At 68.5% G+C, this 17,500-nt stretch carries 19 protein-coding genes and 1 pseudogene; 12 read left to right on the top strand and 8 right to left on the bottom strand.

Annotated elements, in window-relative coordinates:
* Positions 1–84 precede the first annotated feature (84 nt).
* From HSO01S_RS13510 to HSO01S_RS13500, 5 genes are all read left to right on the top strand, one after another.
* Positions 85–1,089, top strand: a complete 1,005-nt coding sequence (locus HSO01S_RS13510) for a PIN domain-containing protein (protein WP_066042309.1) — start codon at positions 85–87, stop codon at positions 1,087–1,089.
* A 385-nt stretch (positions 1,090–1,474) separates the two neighbouring features.
* Positions 1,475–1,621: a hypothetical protein gene (locus HSO01S_RS18805; protein WP_157079082.1), complete on the top strand. Its 147-nt coding sequence runs from the start codon at positions 1,475–1,477 to the stop codon at positions 1,619–1,621.
* A 198-nt stretch (positions 1,622–1,819) separates the two neighbouring features.
* The gene (locus HSO01S_RS13505; protein WP_157079081.1) at positions 1,820–2,233 is read left to right on the top strand and encodes a hypothetical protein; all 414 of its coding nucleotides are present in this window, start codon (positions 1,820–1,822) and stop codon (positions 2,231–2,233) included.
* Between the two features lie 114 nt (positions 2,234–2,347).
* Positions 2,348–2,521: a hypothetical protein gene (locus HSO01S_RS18800; protein ID WP_157079080.1), complete on the top strand. Its 174-nt coding sequence runs from the start codon at positions 2,348–2,350 to the stop codon at positions 2,519–2,521.
* Positions 2,522–2,592: 71 nt separating this feature from the next.
* A complete protein-coding gene (locus HSO01S_RS13500; protein WP_066042303.1) occupies positions 2,593–3,090 on the top strand; it encodes an immunity protein CdiI family protein in 498 nt (165 codons plus the stop codon).
* A gap of 57 nt (positions 3,091–3,147) precedes the next feature.
* Here the strand turns inward: HSO01S_RS13500 and HSO01S_RS13495 are convergent, their stop codons facing one another.
* Positions 3,148–4,026 carry a CE1 family esterase gene (locus HSO01S_RS13495; protein ID WP_174522993.1) on the bottom strand — a complete coding sequence of 293 codons (879 nt, stop codon included), beginning with the start codon at positions 4,024–4,026 and terminating at the stop codon, positions 3,148–3,150.
* An 81-nt stretch (positions 4,027–4,107) separates the two neighbouring features.
* Here HSO01S_RS13495 and HSO01S_RS13490 point away from each other — a divergent pair, with 81 nt between their 5' ends.
* A complete protein-coding gene (locus HSO01S_RS13490) occupies positions 4,108–4,452 on the top strand; it encodes a MerR family DNA-binding transcriptional regulator (RefSeq protein WP_066042299.1) in 345 nt (114 codons plus the stop codon).
* A gap of 141 nt (positions 4,453–4,593) precedes the next feature.
* On the opposite strand, the gene HSO01S_RS13485 is transcribed toward HSO01S_RS13490, so the two are convergent.
* From HSO01S_RS13485 to HSO01S_RS13465, 5 genes and pseudogenes are all read right to left on the bottom strand, one after another.
* Positions 4,594–4,818 carry a DUF433 domain-containing protein gene (locus HSO01S_RS13485; RefSeq protein WP_066042297.1) on the bottom strand — a complete coding sequence of 75 codons (225 nt, stop codon included), beginning with the start codon at positions 4,816–4,818 and terminating at the stop codon, positions 4,594–4,596.
* Positions 4,819–4,874: 56 nt separating this feature from the next.
* Positions 4,875–5,450 (bottom strand): dihydrofolate reductase family protein, encoded by a 576-nt coding sequence (locus tag HSO01S_RS13480; protein WP_066042294.1) that lies wholly within the window; start codon positions 5,448–5,450, stop codon positions 4,875–4,877.
* 91 nt (positions 5,451–5,541) lie between these two features.
* Positions 5,542–6,255, bottom strand: a pseudogene (locus HSO01S_RS13475) (NADPH-dependent F420 reductase); the annotation flags it as partial.
* Positions 6,256–6,297: 42 nt separating this feature from the next.
* Positions 6,298–7,641 carry an FtsX-like permease family protein gene (locus HSO01S_RS13470; RefSeq protein ID WP_066042287.1) on the bottom strand — a complete coding sequence of 448 codons (1,344 nt, stop codon included), beginning with the start codon at positions 7,639–7,641 and terminating at the stop codon, positions 6,298–6,300.
* Positions 7,638–8,402: an ABC transporter ATP-binding protein gene (locus HSO01S_RS13465; protein ID WP_066042285.1), complete on the bottom strand. Its 765-nt coding sequence runs from the start codon at positions 8,400–8,402 to the stop codon at positions 7,638–7,640. Before HSO01S_RS13465 ends, HSO01S_RS13470 begins: the two co-directional genes overlap by 4 nt.
* A 185-nt stretch (positions 8,403–8,587) precedes the next feature.
* Between HSO01S_RS13465 and HSO01S_RS13460 the strand changes: the two genes are divergently transcribed.
* The 5 genes from HSO01S_RS13460 (at position 8,588) to HSO01S_RS13440 (ending at position 13,027) form a co-directional block, all read left to right on the top strand.
* On the top strand, positions 8,588–9,190 hold the full coding sequence (locus HSO01S_RS13460; RefSeq protein ID WP_066042959.1) for an NADPH-dependent F420 reductase: 603 nt from the start codon (positions 8,588–8,590) through the stop codon (positions 9,188–9,190).
* Between the two features lie 97 nt (positions 9,191–9,287).
* Entirely contained in the window at positions 9,288–10,382 is a 1,095-nt protein-coding gene (locus HSO01S_RS13455; protein ID WP_066042282.1) for a hypothetical protein, read from the top strand.
* Positions 10,379–10,933 carry a TetR/AcrR family transcriptional regulator gene (locus HSO01S_RS13450; RefSeq protein ID WP_066042279.1) on the top strand — a complete coding sequence of 185 codons (555 nt, stop codon included), beginning with the start codon at positions 10,379–10,381 and terminating at the stop codon, positions 10,931–10,933. Before HSO01S_RS13455 ends, HSO01S_RS13450 begins: the two co-directional genes overlap by 4 nt.
* A gap of 12 nt (positions 10,934–10,945) precedes the next feature.
* Positions 10,946–11,713 carry an MBL fold metallo-hydrolase gene (locus tag HSO01S_RS13445; RefSeq protein WP_066042276.1) on the top strand — a complete coding sequence of 256 codons (768 nt, stop codon included), beginning with the start codon at positions 10,946–10,948 and terminating at the stop codon, positions 11,711–11,713.
* 99 nt (positions 11,714–11,812) lie between these two features.
* A complete protein-coding gene (locus HSO01S_RS13440; RefSeq protein WP_157079079.1) occupies positions 11,813–13,027 on the top strand; it encodes a low temperature requirement protein A in 1,215 nt (404 codons plus the stop codon).
* A gap of 24 nt (positions 13,028–13,051) precedes the next feature.
* Here the strand turns inward: HSO01S_RS13440 and HSO01S_RS13435 are convergent, their stop codons facing one another.
* A complete protein-coding gene (locus tag HSO01S_RS13435) occupies positions 13,052–13,573 on the bottom strand; it encodes a MarR family winged helix-turn-helix transcriptional regulator (protein WP_245636007.1) in 522 nt (173 codons plus the stop codon).
* Positions 13,570–16,320 (bottom strand): AAA family ATPase, encoded by a 2,751-nt coding sequence (locus tag HSO01S_RS13430; RefSeq protein WP_066042270.1) that lies wholly within the window; start codon positions 16,318–16,320, stop codon positions 13,570–13,572. Before HSO01S_RS13430 ends, HSO01S_RS13435 begins: the two co-directional genes overlap by 4 nt.
* 205 nt (positions 16,321–16,525) lie before the next feature.
* Here HSO01S_RS13430 and HSO01S_RS13425 point away from each other — a divergent pair, with 205 nt between their 5' ends.
* Positions 16,526–17,485, top strand: a complete 960-nt coding sequence (locus HSO01S_RS13425) for an alpha/beta hydrolase (RefSeq protein WP_066042267.1) — start codon at positions 16,526–16,528, stop codon at positions 17,483–17,485.
* The last annotated feature ends 15 nt before the right edge of the window (positions 17,486–17,500 follow it).

The following is a 17,500-nucleotide window of genomic DNA, read 5'->3' as shown; positions in this document are numbered from 1 at the left end:
CTAATCTTGAATGCGAGAGGCACGCCGTCGCCCGACCTCGAACGCAAGTTGTGATGTAGCCAAGGGTGAATCCGTGGGGGATGAATGCTTGTCATCGTTGACGCCAACGTCATTATGAAGGATGCGATCCTCCGTGATCGTAAGTGGCGGGTCGCGAAAGATGCCGTCGATGCAGACCGCTTGCGGCTTGTCCTGCCAGAAGTTGCTCGACTCGAGGCTATCGGCGGGTATCGCCGCGACCACGAGGATAAAATCCGGCAGGTAAAGGGCGTAATCCGCAAATCGACGAACCGTGCGAAGGCGGCTGCGGAGTCGTTACTCCGGGTTTATGCCGATGAAGTTGACCAATACGAATCGATCCTGAACACCCGCCTGCACGAGATCGGGTTCCTAATCGCGGAACCGCCCGATCGCACCCATATCGATATGACCGAGCGAGCAATTAACCGACTGGCACCGTTCGATGAGAGTGGTGGTGGGTATAGAGACACGTTGCTGTGGCTCACCGCCCTTGAACAAGTAGACGAACCGCCATTCGAAAATTTGGTCCTGGTGTCAGACGACAGTGTTTTCACAAAGCGAAGTAGCGATCTCACAGCGGAACTTCGGCGTGAGACCGGCGCAGAGCTAACTGTGCTGCGGTCCTTCGCCAGTTTGGAACTCCCCGGCGAATACGAGAGTGGCCAGTTCGATTTCAGTAGCCTTCACATCCATCCCATGGAGATTGAAACCCTGATCAAAGACGGTCTCCCGGGGTTGAATATCACACGCTGGAGCCCTCCCGGCCCAGACCATGCTGACGTACGGCGCGTGGGGCGGGTAGATCTCCTGGACCAGACAGCAGACGTAAAGAAGCGCTATGGCTCAGAGATATATGAGCTCAGCGTAGAAGCGATCGCAGACATCGACGCTGCGATCCTCATCATCGACGAAGGCTTCGGAGACGATGTGGACTTCAGCGAAATGTCAGCGCGCTGGAACCTGCATGTGCGGTGGCGAGGAGAAACCGCGGGCCATGAGACTCGGATCATCGGAGAGGGAACCGTAGAAGTGTTGGGGTTGGAAGAGCGAAGGAAGCCACCCCGCTGACGCTCAGGGTCCAGTGATCCGTGATGAGGCCATTGTGGGGTTGGCGATCCTGGAATGCGTTGGAAGGCGGTACTGCCTAAGGCGCCGACCACGTTCACTCACGACGGGGAGCCACTCCACGCAGATCGATTGGAGTCTTGTTTCCCCATTCCCGAGTCGGTCACATCCTGTACGTAGCGAGTGAGCGCGTCACGCACGACATCACTGACTGTCCGCCCTTCACTCGCGGCCCTTGCCTGGGCGGCTTCGTAGAGATCAGTAGGAATGCGAAACCCTCGCTTGGGTGTCTTAGGCTGATTCGGCACGTCGTCAGTCTCTCAGAAACCGAACGAGCAATCATCATTTTACACTTGTCTGGTGTGGCCACACCCTCTAGAATTGCTCTATGACAGCCAGCAAAATAGAGCTGATCGTCGGGGTTCCCGACCAGCTCGAACGGACGGCTCGTCTTATTGCCGCGGCACGAGGCGAGGACATAAATGCAGTGGTCTGCGCGGCCCTGCGCAAGTACGTCGGGGCGGTGCCGCTGTGAGTGTGCACGAGCGGTTCAGCGGCCGGCTCCGGCGCTGCCGGCAATGCGGCATCCGGGTGCCCCGCAGCGAGATGGTCTACGACCACCGCGCCTGCTCAGAGGACTGCGCCGACGACCTCTGGATCAAGGAGACGTTCGACGCTTTCGTGGACTAAAAGAAGGACTCGGCGGCACCATCCGGGTCAGTAACATGAGCGCGTGATCGCTCCCGCCGCATCAGCGCGAGCGCTCAGAGTATTCCAAGTCGTGTGGGTGCTCGGCTTCCTCGTGGGAACAACCACTCACACGGCGGATCTGATCGTCAGCGGCTTGAATGCCTACAGCGACTTCCCTTCCGGCGTCCGGCTGTTCTGGGTGTCGCTGACGATCCTGGATCCGGCCACCGCCGGGCTGATCATCTTCCGACGGCGCTCCGGCATCGTGCTCGGCATCGCCGTGATCATCGCCGACATCGCGGTGAACTGGACCGTCTTCGTTATGGTCGGCGGACTCTCGTTGTTCGGCGTGATCAGTCAGAGCCTGTTTGCGGTGCTCATTCTTCTCACGGCCCGACCCCTTTGGAGATGGTCCGGGCAATCATTCCGACGCGAACGAGCCGACTTGAGCAGATAGGAGAGTGGCGGTCGGACCGACGTTCAACGTGGGTGAATAGCCGAGACGCGACAGCGCTTTTCCTTCTCGACGTAGCACGAGCGTCCGCTGGTACCCTCGCCACAGGAGGGCACCGTGGATCTGATCGGGTACGTCGCGTCCGCCGCGGTGACGGCCGCTGCGGCTGGATTGGTCATCCTTGCCGGGAAGATGACGGACAAGATCACGGACGGTGTTGCCAAGCGCATCGACGACCACTTCAGCAAGACGCGGCGGGAAGGCCTGACGGCCGAGTTCGACATGAAATAGGCCGGAGACACCGTCATCGCGTGCACTTCGCCCTTCGTGCAGGTCGACGCTCCGGGCGATACGCTCGGGCCGTGACCAGTGATCAGCGCGTGCAGCGCAGGACGACGATCCGCCTCTTTTCGGACTACGCCCCATCCGTGGTCTGGTTCATGGGGCCGGTTGCTTACGAAAAGACTCGACTGAGCGACGAGCTCGTGACCGCGCTGCAGGAATGGGACAGCTCCTTCTACGCGTCCCTCGATCTGCAGACTCGGGGCTTCAAGAGCGAAGCGCTGGCCGGAGCTCACGTTGCGGAGGGCGAGCGACTGGCGCGACTCCTTGCGCGCGAGGTGGGTCCTGGATTCGAAATCGAGTACGACGTCTTCCGCGGCAAGGTCAGTACACGAAGTCAGGTACCTGCCGAGAACCCTGAGGCCGAGGCGTTCTTCAATGAGCTGGCGGATGCCGAAGTCGCTCAGCTCAAGCGCCTCGCCGAGCTCCGCGAGGAATCCGGCCCGGTCCGCCTCATGCGCACGAGCGAAGACGGGTCGCTTCACGAGATCATTCCGAGCGTGGACGAACCCTTCTAAGTCAGCCGCCGGACCCGATAACTAGTTGGCACCCGGCCGACTGCGAGACGACTCACCTCACGCAGATTGGTTGAGTGCGCCCACGGTGTCGAGAACGATGTCGTCGATGCGGCGACCTGCCCCCGTTCGTCCAAGAACGGCGGGCGCCGGTTTCGCCGCCGGAACGGTGTGGCCGCCGCCGTGCACCGTGTAAAAGGTGACGGGCGGGCGGCCCGGCTCGCGGTACGTTGTCTCCTCCGTCCGCGGGCGGCGGCGCATGCCGGGCGATGCCGGGACGTCCACGACCGTGGGGACGGCGGTGACGCCATTGCGACGAGCGAAGTACTCGGCCGTGGCCGGCGCGGAGAGCGCCACTCCCCCGACCTTGAATATCGCACGCGCCCACCACGCCATCCGGCCGCCCTTGTAGGGAACGATGCGATCCGCTGTGCCGGCCACGAGAGTGACGGGGATGGGGTGCTTCGTCGTCTCCGAGAAGGGGCCGAGGAAGCCGTCCCGATCGGGCATGGTCGCTGCCACGACGACCGCGCCCGTCAGGAGATCCGGTGCGTCGTGGATGAGGCGGAAGACCATCTGGCCGCCGTTGGAGTAGCCGACGCCGACGACCCGGCGCACGTCGACGCGGTGGGATCGGCGCACGGAGTCGACCACGGCACGCGCGAACGCGACGTCATCCACCTGCTCGAGGCGGGCTGGGAAGGAACTCTCGGCGCGGGCGTCGTTCCAGTTGCCGCGGTAGCCGTCGAGGTAAACGACTACCGCACGATTTTCAGTCGCGAGACGGTCGAGGGCGCCTCCCGTGAAACGGCGGTGGACCTCACCGTCCTGCTTCGAGCCGTGGAAGACCAGCACGAGGGCGCGGTCTTCGGCACCGTCGGGCTCCCCGATCACCGTGAACGAGCGGGTTCGGCCGGCGGCCGTGACAGTTGATCGCATCAGACATCCTTCGTGTTCCGGCGGATCTCGCCCGAACACCGTCACGCTAGACTCTGACATCATGTCAAGGTCAAACGCACGATGAAGATCGGCGAGGTCAGCCGGCGCAGCGGTGTGAGCGCGCGATCGCTGCGGTACTACGAGCAGCACGGGCTCATCTCTGCTCGCCGCGAGTCGAACGGGTATCGCGACTACGACGACTCGACGGTGGAACGTGCCGAGATCATCCACTTGCTCTTCGGCATGGACTTTCCGCGCGAGGTCGTGGTGTCGGTGCTGGCCTGCACCGGGGAGGCGCCGGCGGATGCGCACGACGCGCTCGCGCAACAGCTCGTGCAGGTGCGGGCGGGGCTGGCGGAGCGGATCGAGCGACTCACCGAGACGCATCGGCAGGTGAGTGCGTTTCTGGAGGAGCGGGGGCGCTGAGGTGGCTCTAAACGCCTGGGTTCGCACCGTGCGGGTCGATGAGACCCGTTACCGCCGCGATATTGCTCAGCGGAGTTCGACGAGGTCACCGGCCTCGATCATCGCCGGCGGCAGCTGAGCGTCGACGAGGAAACGCACGAACTAAGACGCGAGCAGGATCGGGTGGTCGGCCTGCGCGGCCGCATAGGCGAGGCAGGCCCGGATGTCGTACGCCGTCAGGTACGGGTAGTCATCGAGAATTTCGGCCTCGGACGCACCCGCCGCGAGAAGCGAAAGCACATCGGTCACCCGGACGCGGGTGCCGCGAACGGCCGGCCGGCCGTGCACGACCTCCGGGTTTACGACGATGCGAGCCAGCAGAGACATGAAACGAGGCTACCGCTGGGACGTGCGTTTCGGTTGGTGACGGCCGGCGCATTCCGCTAGGTAGCCAGTCCGCCGCCTGCGGGACGATAGATCAGCGCCACGGCACCAGACCGGAACTCCTGGCGATCAATGAGCTCGAGCTTCAGCCTCTCGTGGAGGCCTGCAAACAGGGTCGGGCCGCGCCCTGCGATCACCGGATGGATGACGAACGCGTACTCGTCGATCAGGCCGAGGTCGGCCAGGGCCAGCGGCAACGTGACTCCGCCGACGGACAGGCCCTCCCCCGGCTCTCCCTTGAGGCTTCGCACCGCCTGCTCCAGGTCGCCGCGCACGAGCTCGGCGTTCCAGTCGACCTCGGGCAAGGTGCTCGAGACGACGTACTTCTTCGCTGCGTCGAGGGTTTCGGCGAAGGGGATGTCCCGCTCGGTCATCCAGTCAGGCCACGCACCCGAGGCCGGCCGGCGCCAAGCCGACTCCATCATCTGGTAGGTCTCACGGCCATAGAGCACCGCATCCGCTCGGGCGATCTGGGCGGTCCAGAAGCGCATCGACTCTTCGTCGGGGGCGATGCCCGCCTCGTGATGCACGCAACCGTCTAGGGTGACGTTGATTCCGTAGCGCAGGGGTCTCATCCGTTGCTCTCCTTCGACGCGGGCGGAGTGGTTCGCCGGTGCGTTGTCAGGGTACTGGCGAGGCGATGGCGCCGGGAAGAGCACCCACCCGCTACGCGTCACTCCCCGGCACCTGGTGCGTCCGCGCCGTCGTCACGTCGCTCGACGCCATGTCGCGGTACCGCCGCGCCTGCGCCAGCGCCTCGACCAACTCGGCGCGGGTCAGCGGCACCACATACGCCGCCGTGCCGCGCTGGAAGCGCCAGCCCTCGCTGAGGGGGCCCGCATCCACGACTTCGTAGCCGATGCTCTCGATGAGCTGCGTGACGACCTCTTTCGCCGCAGCATCGTCACTCGCGACCGGGAGCGCGCGCACCGCTGCGCCACCCGGCCGCGCATCGGCTGCGATGTCCTCGGCGTAGATGCTGTTGAACGCCTTGACCACCCGAGCCGCCGGGAAGAGGGACTGAAAGCGCTCCGACGTGGTCGTGGTCTCGTCGTCGAGCTCCTGGATGTGACCCGACCAGTCGGTGTAGTAGTTGCCCGCATCCATCACGATGCGACCGTTCAGCGCCGCCGGCGGGAGGTCGGCGTAGCTGTGGAGCGGCACGGCGAGCAGCACGAGGTCGGCCCGGGCCGCCGAGCCCTCGACGGTGTCGGCCGTCGCCGACGCGCCGAGCGTCGCGACGGCATCCGTCAGCGTCTCGGGGCCCCGCGAGTTGGCCAGAACGACCTGATGCCCGGCTGCGACCGCGGCCTCGGCGAAAGCGAGCCCTACCCGACCGGTACCGATTACGGCGATGACTGACATGGTGGTGTCCTTTCTTGTTGTCGAATCAGGATGTTCGAGTAACGCAGCGAGGCCGGCTCACTCCGCCGCGAGCACGGCCCTGACCGGGCGACGCAAGGCCGAGGCCACGGGCAGCGCACTGGCCGCCGTGACCGCGAGGATGCAGACGGCCGCCGCGATCGCCGCCGGCCCGAACCCGAACGACGGCACCGTCGCGGTGATGCGGCTGAGACTGAGCGCCATTCCCACACCCGTCACGAGCTGCACGCCCACGGAGATGAGGGCCGCCGTCACGACGAGGATGACCGCCTCCCACGTCGCCCGCAGCAGCACCAGCCCACGACCACCACCGGCGGCCTGCACCAGCGCCGTCTCCTGCTCACGGGTGCGGGTCGCCATCAGCACGGTCGCCGTCGCTCCGGCCAGAGACACCAGCAGCGGGCCGCCGAGCAGGATGAGGAAGCTGCCGGGCCCAAGGGCTCCCATGGACTCGCCGGTGGATGCCGTCACGAAGTTGCCGTTCGTGGTGAACGCGGCGTAGAAGCTGCCGGGCAGGGCGATCGTGACGACGAGCGCGCTGATCGTGGCCGTGCTGCGGCCCACGCTGAACGAGGCCGCGTTGCGCGCCAGGAACCACGCGCTCGAGAACCGATCGGGGATGACCTTCGTCCACCCCCGCAGCAAGGGAGGTGCGACGAGCGGGATCGCCGAGACCGCGACCGCCGTGTAGAGAGGGCCGATGAGCAGGAGCTGCCCGGCGCCGCCGCCCGCGCTCTTGCCGACGCTCCAGGTCGAGAGGAGCGCCAGAGCCAGGGTGAGCGCGAGCAGGATCCACCGCGCGACCCCCATCCGGGCCGCTCCCCTGTCGGCATCCCGAAGCACCTCGATGGCGCGCACCTGCCCAGCGCGTCTCGACGCCTTCAGGCCTCCCAGCACGACGACCGCGGTGACGAACAGGATGACGATGAGCTGGGCGATCGGCTGGGTTCGGGGCTCGATCTCCTGCAGGCCGGACGAATCCGAGAGCCCGAAGCGGAGGATGGCGGGGATGAACGCGGCCGCGATGAGCGTGCCGAGCGCCGACCCGAGCAGGGCGACGATGGTCAGCTGTGCCCGCACGATCCACGTGACCCGCGCCGCCGAGACGCCCACGAGCTGCCAGAGCGCATAGCTTCGGCGCTGCAGGTCGACCGTCAAGCGCGCGACCGTGCCCAGGACGGCGACGATCGAGATGATCGTCAGCACGGTGGAGATCGACGCGAGGGTCGTGAGCCCCGCCAGATACACGAAGTCGAGTCCGAGACCCGAGGTGATGAGGCCGGCCGCGACCGAGACGGCCGCACCCGCGGCTGCAGTGACGACGAGCGCCCCGAGCCAGATGGGCACGTTGGTCACCAGATCGCGGAAGACCAGCCGGATCATCGCGACGCCTCATCCGCCGCCGCGGTCAGCGCCTCGAGCACCTCGCTCGCGGTGGGGCGCAGCAGTTCGCGGTGCACCATCCCGTCGCGCAGCACGAGCACGCGGTCGGCCCGCGCGGCCGCCTCGAGGTCGTGAGTGACCATCACGACCGAGCGCTCTCCCCCGGCGACGCGGCGGAGCAGCTCGAGCACCGCGGCACCCGCCTGGGTGTCGAGGGCCCCGGTCGGCTCGTCGGCGAACACGAGCGACGGGCTCGCCGCCAGAACCCGGGCGATCGCGACGCGCTGCTGCTGGCCGCCCGAGAGCTGTCCGGGGCGGAATCCCTCACGGCCCTGCAGCCCGACCGAGGCGAGCACCTCGTCGACGGCGGATGCGGAGACGGCCCGGTGCGCGAGTCGTGCGGGCAGCGCCACGTTCTGGTGAGCGGTGAGCGACGGGATGAGGTTGAACGACTGGAACACGAAGCCCACCTCGTCGCGCCGGATCGCGGCGAGCGCCTTGGGCGCGAGCTGGTCGAGCTGCCTTCCACGGAGGAGCACCCTGCCGGAGGTGTAGGGCTCCAGCCCGGCGAGGCAGTACAGCAGCGTCGACTTGCCCGATCCGCTCGGCCCGACGATGGCGACGAATTCGCCCTGACCCACGGTGAGGGAGACATCGCGCAGGACCTCGACCGATGAGCCGTCCGCCGCGGGGTAGGCCTTCGTGAGGTTCTGCGCCTCGAGCAGCAGACCGCCATCCGTGCTGCCGGCTGATTTCTGCATTGCGTGTCTCCTGGGGTCTCGAACCGGAAAGGCCCGTGCTGATCAGCATCGCGGAAAGGGCACCCGGGCACATCCGTGAGTTGACGTATGGCGCGGCTGGGCGCGGTGCGGGATCTTCGTCACTGACCCGCTGCACTCTCGCCGGGCCAGCTCACACGAAGCACCACGACCCCCTAGGGATGACCATGACGACACTCGGACTGATCGGCGCCGGAGCCATCGCCACCGCGATCGCGACTCGGGCGGCAGCGGCCGGCATCGACCGGATCACCCTCAGCAACAGCCGCGGACCGGAGTCGCTTCAGGAGCTCGCGGGCCGGATCGGCGGATCGGCGGTCGCCGGAACCGCCCAGGCCGCGAGCGAGGAGGACATCGTCGTCGTGTCCGTGCCCTGGAGTCACGTTCCCGAAGCCCTCGGGCAGGTGGACAGCTGGACCGGCAAGATCCTCATCGACACCACGAACCCGATCGAGGCGCCGACCTTCGTGCCCTTCGACCTGGGCGACTCGACCTCGAGCGAGATCGTGGCCACGCACGCTCCGGGGGCACGGGTGATCAAGGCCTTCAACACCCTCAGCCCGGCCGTTCTCGGCAGCTCACCTCAGGTGGGTCAGGGCACGAGGGTGATCTTCTTCTCGGGCGACGACGCGGATGCGAAGGCGGCCGTCGGGCAGTTCGTCACGGCGCTCGGGTTCGAAGCGATCGACCTCGGCTCGCTCCGCGACGGCGGGCGGCTCCATCAGTTCCCGGGCGGGCCGCTGGCCGGGCGGGACCTCATCCAGTTCTGACGCCGGTCGCGTCGGGCGGGAATAGTCCGGTCTCTCTCTACGTTATGCATTGATACATTACCTAAGTGATAATGTGATGATTACAAAGGAGACCATCGTGACCCACCACCCCACCCACGACCGCCCGGCCACCCGGTCGAAGGCGCTGCCCATCCTGGCGATCCAGATCATCCTGTCGGCGCTCGTCGCATCGGCGTTCGTCGGCATCTATCTGAGCCTCCAGCGCGACCCCGCGCCGCTCGACGTGCCCGTCGTCACCACCAGTCAGGAGCTCGCCGCATCCGCTCAGTCCGCCTGGGGCGACAAGGCCGAGGTGACGGTCGTCGGCACCGCGGCCGAAGCGCAAGACCTCCTGCGCAGCCAGGACGCCGTCGCCGCCTTCATCCCGAGTGCGACCGGCCTCGACGTCTACACCGCCGGCGCGAACGGCCGCAGCGTGACGATGGCCGCCACCGGCCTGATCGACGGGCTGGCGGATGCGGCGGGCCTGCCCGTGCAGTCGACCACCGACGTGGTGCCCCTCGTTCAGTACGACCGGCAGGGGCTCTCGAGCTTCTACCTGGTGTTCGGGGTGACGTTGGCCGCGTTCATCCTGGCGCAGATCCTGACCGCCATGGCGTTCTTGACCCTTCGCGCTCGGATCATCGCCGTCGCAGGAGGCGCGGTCGTCAGCGCCGCGGTCACGGCCGTCATCGCCGGCCCCGTGCTGGGCGCCGTTCCGGCCAGCCTGTGGGTGGTCATCCCGGGCCTCGCGCTGCTGTCGGCGGCCGTGTCGATCTCGACCATGGCGATCGCGGCGGCGATCGGGCCTATCGGCAACGTGATCTCGACCCTGCTGTTCACGGTCGCGGGCAACGCGACCGGCGGAGCCACGGTGAGCCCCTTCCTGATGCCGCCCGTGGTGGCGACTCTGGGTGAGCTGCTCCCCCAGGGTGCGGCCTTTCGGCTCATCGTGAGCGTGGGGTACTTCGGCGGCACCAACACGCTCGGACCGGTGCTGGTGCTCGTGGCGTGGAACGTCGCGGCCGCCGGGCTCCTGTTCGTCGCCACGCGTCGGGCTGGTCGCCGTGTCGCGCACCAGGCCGCGAGCCAGGCCTCGGGTGCGGGGGCCGCGGGCACGGGGGCCGCGGGTGCAGCGGCCACTAGCACGGTGGCCACCGACACAGTGGCCGCCGGTACAGTGGCCGAGTGACCGATCCCGTGCCCCGCGTTCCCGGCCCCGAGCGGCGTGCGCTCACCATCGACGCCGCCACGAGCGTCTTCGCCGCCCGGGGCTACTTCGGGGCCAGCACCGACCAGATCGCCCGGGCCGCCGGCATCAGCCAGCCCTACGTGGTGCGCATGTTCGGCGGCAAGGAGGCCCTCTTCATCGAGGTGATCCGCCAGTCGCTCGACCGCATCATGAGCGCCTTCCGAGTCGCCCTCGACGAGAACCCCGACCAGCCGCTCCGGGCGCTGGGCGCGGCCTACGTCGCTCTGGCCCAGAAGGAGCAGGTGCACCTCATCCTGCTTCAGGCCTTCGCGGCGAGCGCCGACCCGGCGGTCGGGCCCGCCGCCCGGGCGGGGTTCGAAGAACTGCTCGGTTTCCTGCTGCACACCGCGAAGCTCTCGGCCGACGAGGCCGAGACCTTCCTCGCCCGCGGGATGCTCATCAACACGGTGATGGCGATCGACCTCTCGACGAGCACGAGCTCGGACGCGAAGGATCTGATCTCCCGGGTTCTCGAGAAACCCCGGTCGTAGGGGGAACTCAGGATGAACGCACGCACCACACGCGAGGTCGCCCCCGGGGTGTTCTTCACCGAAGGGCCCGCGTCGAACTGGGTCGTTCTCGTCGGGGAGGGCAGCGCGACGCTGATCGACACGGGCTACCCCGCCGACGCGGACCTGGTCGACGACTCGCTGGCCGAGGCGGCCGGCGGCGCCCCGCTGCGGAACATCCTGGTGACGCACGGGCACTCCGACCACATCGGCTCGGTGCGCCGGCTCACCGAAATGGGAGGCGGCATCGGAGTCGGCACCGGAGGCGGAACCGTCACCGATACCGGAGGCGAGACGGCAGCCGTCACCGTCTGGGCCGCCCGCGAGGAGATCCCCAACATCACCCGCGCCGAGCTCCACCAGATCGGCATCGGCCAGATCGTCCCGCACCTCTGGCAGCCGCGCTACCTCGCCTGGACTCTCCACGCCGTGCGAGCCGGCGGACTGAAGGATCCCGGCGTGCGCGACGGCATCCAGGTGCTCGATCCGGATGTCCCGGTGCGGTTCAGCGGGCACACGGTCATCCCGCGCCTCACCCCGGGACACACGCCCGGCCACCTCGTGTTCGAACTGCCCGAACACGGGATCCTGGTGACCGGCGACGCCCTCATCACGGGACATCCGACCTCGACGACCTCGGGCCGGCAGATGCTGCAGCCCATGTGGCACTGGGACGCCGAGCGGGCGCGCCGAGAGGGCTACACGCTCCTGCGCGATCCGCGGATCATCCTGCCGGGCCACGGCCCCGCGGAAGGCGTCTGACCCGAACCGTACGTCAGACGACGGATTCTCCGACCGCCGTGAGCGTGCAGGCTGACCTTCCAAAGGAAGGCACCCAATGCGCGACGACTCCCCGAGCCCATGGCGGTGAAGTTCCGCGTGCCGCTGGTCGCGCGACGCATCGACGAGAGCGACCGCGCATCCTCTCCCCTCGAGCTGCTCTTCGACCTGACCTTCGTCGTGGCGATCGCGCAGGCGGTCGCCCAACTCGTGCACGGCATCGAGGAGGGAGAGGTGCAGTCGACCCTCATCCCGTTCGGGCTCACCTTCTTCGCGATCTGGTGGGCCTGGATGAACTTCACCTGGTTCTCGTCGGGCTACGACAACGACGACGCGCTCTACCGCATCACGACGATGGTGCAGATGGTCGGGGTGCTCATCCTGGGTTCCGGTGTTCCGGCTGCCTTCGAGGACGGCGACTACGCGGTTCTCATCTTCGGCTACTTCGTGATGCGGGTCGGCTTGATCGCCCAGTGGGTGCGAGCGGCCTCCGCCGACCCCGCACACCGCCGCGGTGCCGTGCGCACGATCGTCGGCTACGGCACGCTGCAGCTCTGCTGGCTGGCACGGCTCCTCGTGTCCGAACCGTGGGGGCTCTGGCTCTCGGTGGTTCTCATCGTGCTCGAGCTCGCGGTTCCGCTCTGGGCTGCGAGGGTCGGCGACCCGGGCTGGAACCCCGGTCACATCGCCGAACGCTTCGGTCTGTTCACCATCATCCTGCTGGGCGAGAGCGTGCTCGCGGCGATGACCGGCTTCCAGCGCTCGATCACCGAGAACGGACCGAGCCCGGAGCTGACGGTCGTCGCGCTCTCCGCGGTCGTGACGCTGTTCGCGCTGTGGTGGCTCTACTATCTCCAGCCGTCGGCCGAGGGCCTGGCCCTGCGCCGACGGTTCTCGTACATCTGGGCCTATGGGCACTACGTGGTGTTCGCCGCCCTCGCCATGCTGGGCGCCGGTCTCGAGGTCGCGGTCGCATCGAGCGACGGGCACAGCGTCATCCCACCCTGGGTGATGGGGGCGGCGGTCACTCTGCCGATCGCGGCCTTCCTCGTGTCGCTGTGGGGCGTCAACGCGCAACTGATGCCGGAGGGCGCCCTGCGCGCGCGGGTACTCCTCCCATCGGCGGCGATCGCGGCGCTTCTTCCGCTCGCGACGGAGCAGTTGCACCCGGTCGGCGTCGTCGCCCTCGGGGCGATCATCTGCGCGGCCACGGTGGTCGTCGCATCCCGTGACCAGCTCAGCCGCACGGCCGACGGCGGCCCGGCGAGGCGGGATGACCGGGGCGAACCAGGATGACCGGGGCGAGGCCGACCGCTCAGCTCAGGGGTGATCGTTCGGCCGCGGCAGGGTCCCGTGCTCGATGAGCTGCTCATAGACGCGCTCCATGATGCCGGCGAGCTGTTCGAGGTCTGACTCGTCGAGCGCATCCAGGAAGATCGATTTCACGAGCTCGACGTGCGACGGGGTCGCGGCGTGCAACGCCCGCCATCCCTCAGCGGTCAGCCGCACGTCGGTGGCGCGGCGGTCGTCGACACCCGTGCTGGTCTCGAGGAGCGACCGCTGCTGCATCCGCCGCACGTGGTGCGAGGTGCGGCTGCGCTCCCAGCCCAGCCGGGTCGCGAGCGCCGCGATCCGCATGGTGCCCGACGGCTCGCTCGTGAGCGCGACCAGGATGTCGTAGTCGGGAAGCGAGAGGTCGCTGTCGGCCTGCAGCTGCCGGTTCATCTCGTAGCGGAGCCGCAGCTGAACCTTCATGTAGGCGTACCAGGCCCGGATCTGCTCGTCGCTCATCAGCGAGTAGGGAGAGCCTTCAGGCGGGCTCGGTCGATCGGATGTACTCACTTGAAATATCCTCCCTCTTCGAGGGCATCCCGCAGCTGCGACCGGCTCGAGATCGCGAGCTTCGGGAAGGTCTTGTAGAGGTGCGTGCTCACCGTGCGGTGCGAGAGGTACACGCGGTCGGCGATCTCCTTGTTGCTCATGCCCCTGGCCGCCAGGAGAGCGACCTGCAGTTCCTGCGGGGTGAGCGGCGAGAGCTCGGCCGCCGCGGGACCGCGGCGCGGTGCCTCGCCCGCCGCCCGCAGTTCGGCCGCCGCCCTCTCGGCCAAGCCGGTGGCCGAGCTCGAGTCGAAGGTGTCCATCGCCCGCTTGAGGTGCGGGCGGGCCTCGACCGGCCGCCGCTCCCGGCGCAGCCACTCGCCGAACAGCAGCTCGGTGCGGGCCAGCGAGAAGGGCGATTCGCTGAACTCGCCCATCCCGATCGCGGCCGCGAAGTGCTGCTCCGCATCCTTCGCGTTGCCCTCCGCATCCGACAGCAGCGCCTTGCTGCGTGCGACCAGGGAACCCAGGAAGGGAGAGCGGTAGGCCCGAGCGGCTCCCTCCGCGGCGTCGACGCTGTCCCGCACGGTGTCGGCCCGGTCGGCCCGCACGGCCGCCTCGGTGCGGTCGGCGATCGCCCACAGGCCCCGGGTCGGGTGGACGGTCACGTGGGTGAGGTCGATGAGCGCGTCCCGGTACCGGTTCTCCGAGAGCGCGACGATCCCGGCGGCCCACCGCGCATCCGCGGTGGCCATGGCCAATGGATGCATCGCGGCGAGCTCGTGCTGACGCTGCAGGGTGGCCGCGGTCAGCTCCGAGTCGCCGAGGGTCGCGTAGCCCCGGGCGATCGTGGCGATGCACATCCCTTCGACGAGGGGCTGCGCGGTGTCCCGCGCCATCCGGGCCGCGAACTCGGCCTCGGCGAGCCCCTCCTTGATGCGGCCGCGGAGCATCAGCAGGGTCGCCTTGCCGCGCAGCGCCTGCGCCTCGTCGGCCGGGGCGCCGCGCTCGTGGAAGCGTTCGCGGGCGAGCCCCCAACAGGTCAGTGCTGTCTCGATGTCGTGCAGCGACTCCGCGGCGATCGCGAGGCTGAGCATCCCGATCGGCGACTGATCGAGCTGCGGGATGAGCTGCGGGAGCGCGGAGCGCACATCCTCGTCGACCTGACCGAGCGGGGACATCAGGGCCAGGATGATGGGCTTGAGCGGGTTCTGGGTGTGGATCGCCCGCACCTGCCGCTCGACCTTGCGCCACTCGGCCGGCGGGAGATTGCGGCCTCGGACGGTCATGGCGGCGGCCCAGAGCACGTCCATCCGGCGGTCGGCGTTCTCGGGGCCCTTGAGGCGCGCGATCGTCCGATCGATGTCCGCCGGGGAGTGCCCGGTCAAGCCGGTCGTCAGGGCCAGGCCGTTGCGGGTGGTGGCCAGGAGGGTGATCGTCTCGGGGCGGGTGGCGATCCGCTCCGCCTCCTCGACCGACTCGAGGGCTTCGGCGCCGAGACCGGCCGCGCGCGAGACGTCGGCGGCCCGCGCGAGTCGGGCGGAGCGGCCGTCGTTCGACTCGGAGAGTTCGGCGGCGCGGTGGTAGGCCGCGGCGGCCTCGACGAGAGCTCCGCGCAGCTGGGCCTGAGCCCCGGCGTGCTCCAGATCCTGGGCGACGACGTCGTCGCGTTCGAAGGTCGAGGCCGCCTTGTGCCAGGCGGCGCGGGCCGGGTCGCGAACCGTCTGCGCCAGCACCGAGTGCGCCCGCTGCAGAGCCTCGGTCGGCGAGGCGCCCAGGATGGCGGCGCGGAGCAGGGGGTGGCGGAAGTGCGGCCGCTCGTCGACCACACGCAGCATGCCGGCGGTCTCGAGCGGGGCGAGGTCGCCCAGGTCGAGCCCCAGCAGCCGGGCCGCGTCGAGCACGTCGAGCATGCGGGAGTCGTCGGCGACGGCCGCGAGCAGCAACAGCGTGCGGCTGCGCTCGGGCACGTCGACGAGCTGGCCGAGGAACGCCTGTTCCAGCCGCTGGGTGGTCGGGATGACGCTGCGGAGCCCGGTCCGCCGGGCCGGCCCGCTGACCGCGATCGCCAGTTCGCGGAGCGCCAACGGGTTGCCGCCGGCCTCGCGCAGCACGCGGACCCGCTGTGCCTCGCTGAGGTCGGGCGCCACCTCGGCGAGCAGCTCTCGTGAGGCGGCGTCGTCGAGGGGACCCAGGAGCATCCGTTCGAGACCCTGGAACCCGGGCCCGCCGTTCCACGCGGGGCGGGTCGTGGCGACGAGGGACACCTGCGAGCCGCCCAGGCGGAGACCGATGAACTCCACCACGTGCTGCGTGGACTTGTCGACCCACTGCAGGTCTTCGACCGCGATGAACAGGGGCGTCGACGACGCCACCTCCTCGAGCAGGCCCAGGGCGGCGACGCTCACGAGCAGCCGGTCGGGCGAGGAGCCGTCGGCCAGGCCGAAGGCCGATTCCAGAGCCTCGCGCTGGCGGTGGGGAAGACGGTTTCGGTGGCGGAGCAGCGGCCGCAGCATCTGGTGCAGGGCGGCGTACCCGACCGGAGAGGCTCGCTCCAAGCCCGTGCAGGTGAGCACCCGGTAGTGGGCGTCGGCGGCCCGGCTGGTGATCTCGGCGAGGAGGGAGGACTTGCCGATGCCGGCTTCGCCCTCCACCAGGACCGCGACTCCCACCGGCTCCGAGTGGATGACCGCGCCACGGAGCTCCTCGAGTTCGGCCGAGCGCCCGATCAGGGGCCCTCCGCCGGCGCGCGAAGCTATGGTGAGTGACATGTCACCATCTTAGGCGAGAGGTCTGCTCGCGTCGAGCGGTGCCGGGCTGTTGGGCTGCCGTCATGCCGCCGCGCCGCCGTGCCGCCCGTGCCGGCCTGCCCGTCTGCCACCCCGCTGGCCGAGAGGTTACGTCAGGTCACGGATGACGCCCCATCGGGCCCCTTGCGACTCTGAGGGTCACACGTCACTCGACACTGGAGGCATCATGGCCGGAAACCCGAAGAACATCGCGCTCGAACCCGCCGCGCAGGAGTTCGCCGACGCGACATCCACTCCCCCGTTCCTCTACCAGCTCACCCCCGAGGAGGGTCGCAAGGCCGTCGACTCGGTGCAGGACTCGCCGATCGACAAGCCCGAGGTTCAGGACGAGTGGATCGACATCCCCGGCGGCCCCACCGGCACGGTGAAGCTGCGGATCGTCAAGCCGCTCGACGCCCAGGGCGACCTGCCGGTCATCCTGTACATCCACGGCGCCGGCTGGGTGTTCGGCGACGCCCACACCCACGACCGCCTCGTGCGCGACCTCGCGATCGGCTCGAACGCGGCCGTCGTCTTTCCCGAGTACGACCGCTCGCCCGAGGCGAAGTACCCCGTCGCGATCGAGCAGTCGTACGCCGCCGCGCAGTGGATCGTCACCGACGGCGCCAGCAAGGGTCTGGATGCGCGCCGGCTCGCGGTGTCGGGCGACTCGGTCGGCGGCAACATGGCGATCGCGGTCGCGCTTCTCGCCAAGCAGCGCGGCGATGTCGCGATCTCGAAGCTCGTGCTCTTCTACCCGGTGACGAATGCGGCCTTCGACACGGAGTCGTACGACGAGTTCGAGGTGGGCTACTTCCTCGGCCGCGAGGGGATGCGCTGGTTCTGGGATCAGTACACCCTCGACGAGGCCCAGCGCGCCGAGATCACGGCATCTCCGCTGCAGGCGAGCCTCGACCAGCTCGCGGGCCTGCCCGACACCCTCATCATCACGGGCGAGGCCGACGTGCTGCGCGACGAGGGCGAGGCGTTCGCCGCTCGGCTGCGCGAGGCCGGGGTGCCGACCGCGAACGTGCGGTTCGGCGGGATCACGCACGACTTCGTGATGGTCAACTCGTTGCACGGCACTGAGTCGGCCAAGCACGCGATCTGGCTGGCGAACGCTTCGCTGATCGACGCGTTCCGCTGAGCCGGGCGGGCGGGC

The organism is Herbiconiux solani NBRC 106740 (assembly GCF_001571005.1).
GTDB lineage: Bacteria > Actinomycetota > Actinomycetes > Actinomycetales > Microbacteriaceae > Herbiconiux > Herbiconiux solani.
Note: the sequence above shows the minus strand (reverse complement) of the source record. Positions and strands in the feature narration are given on the sequence as shown.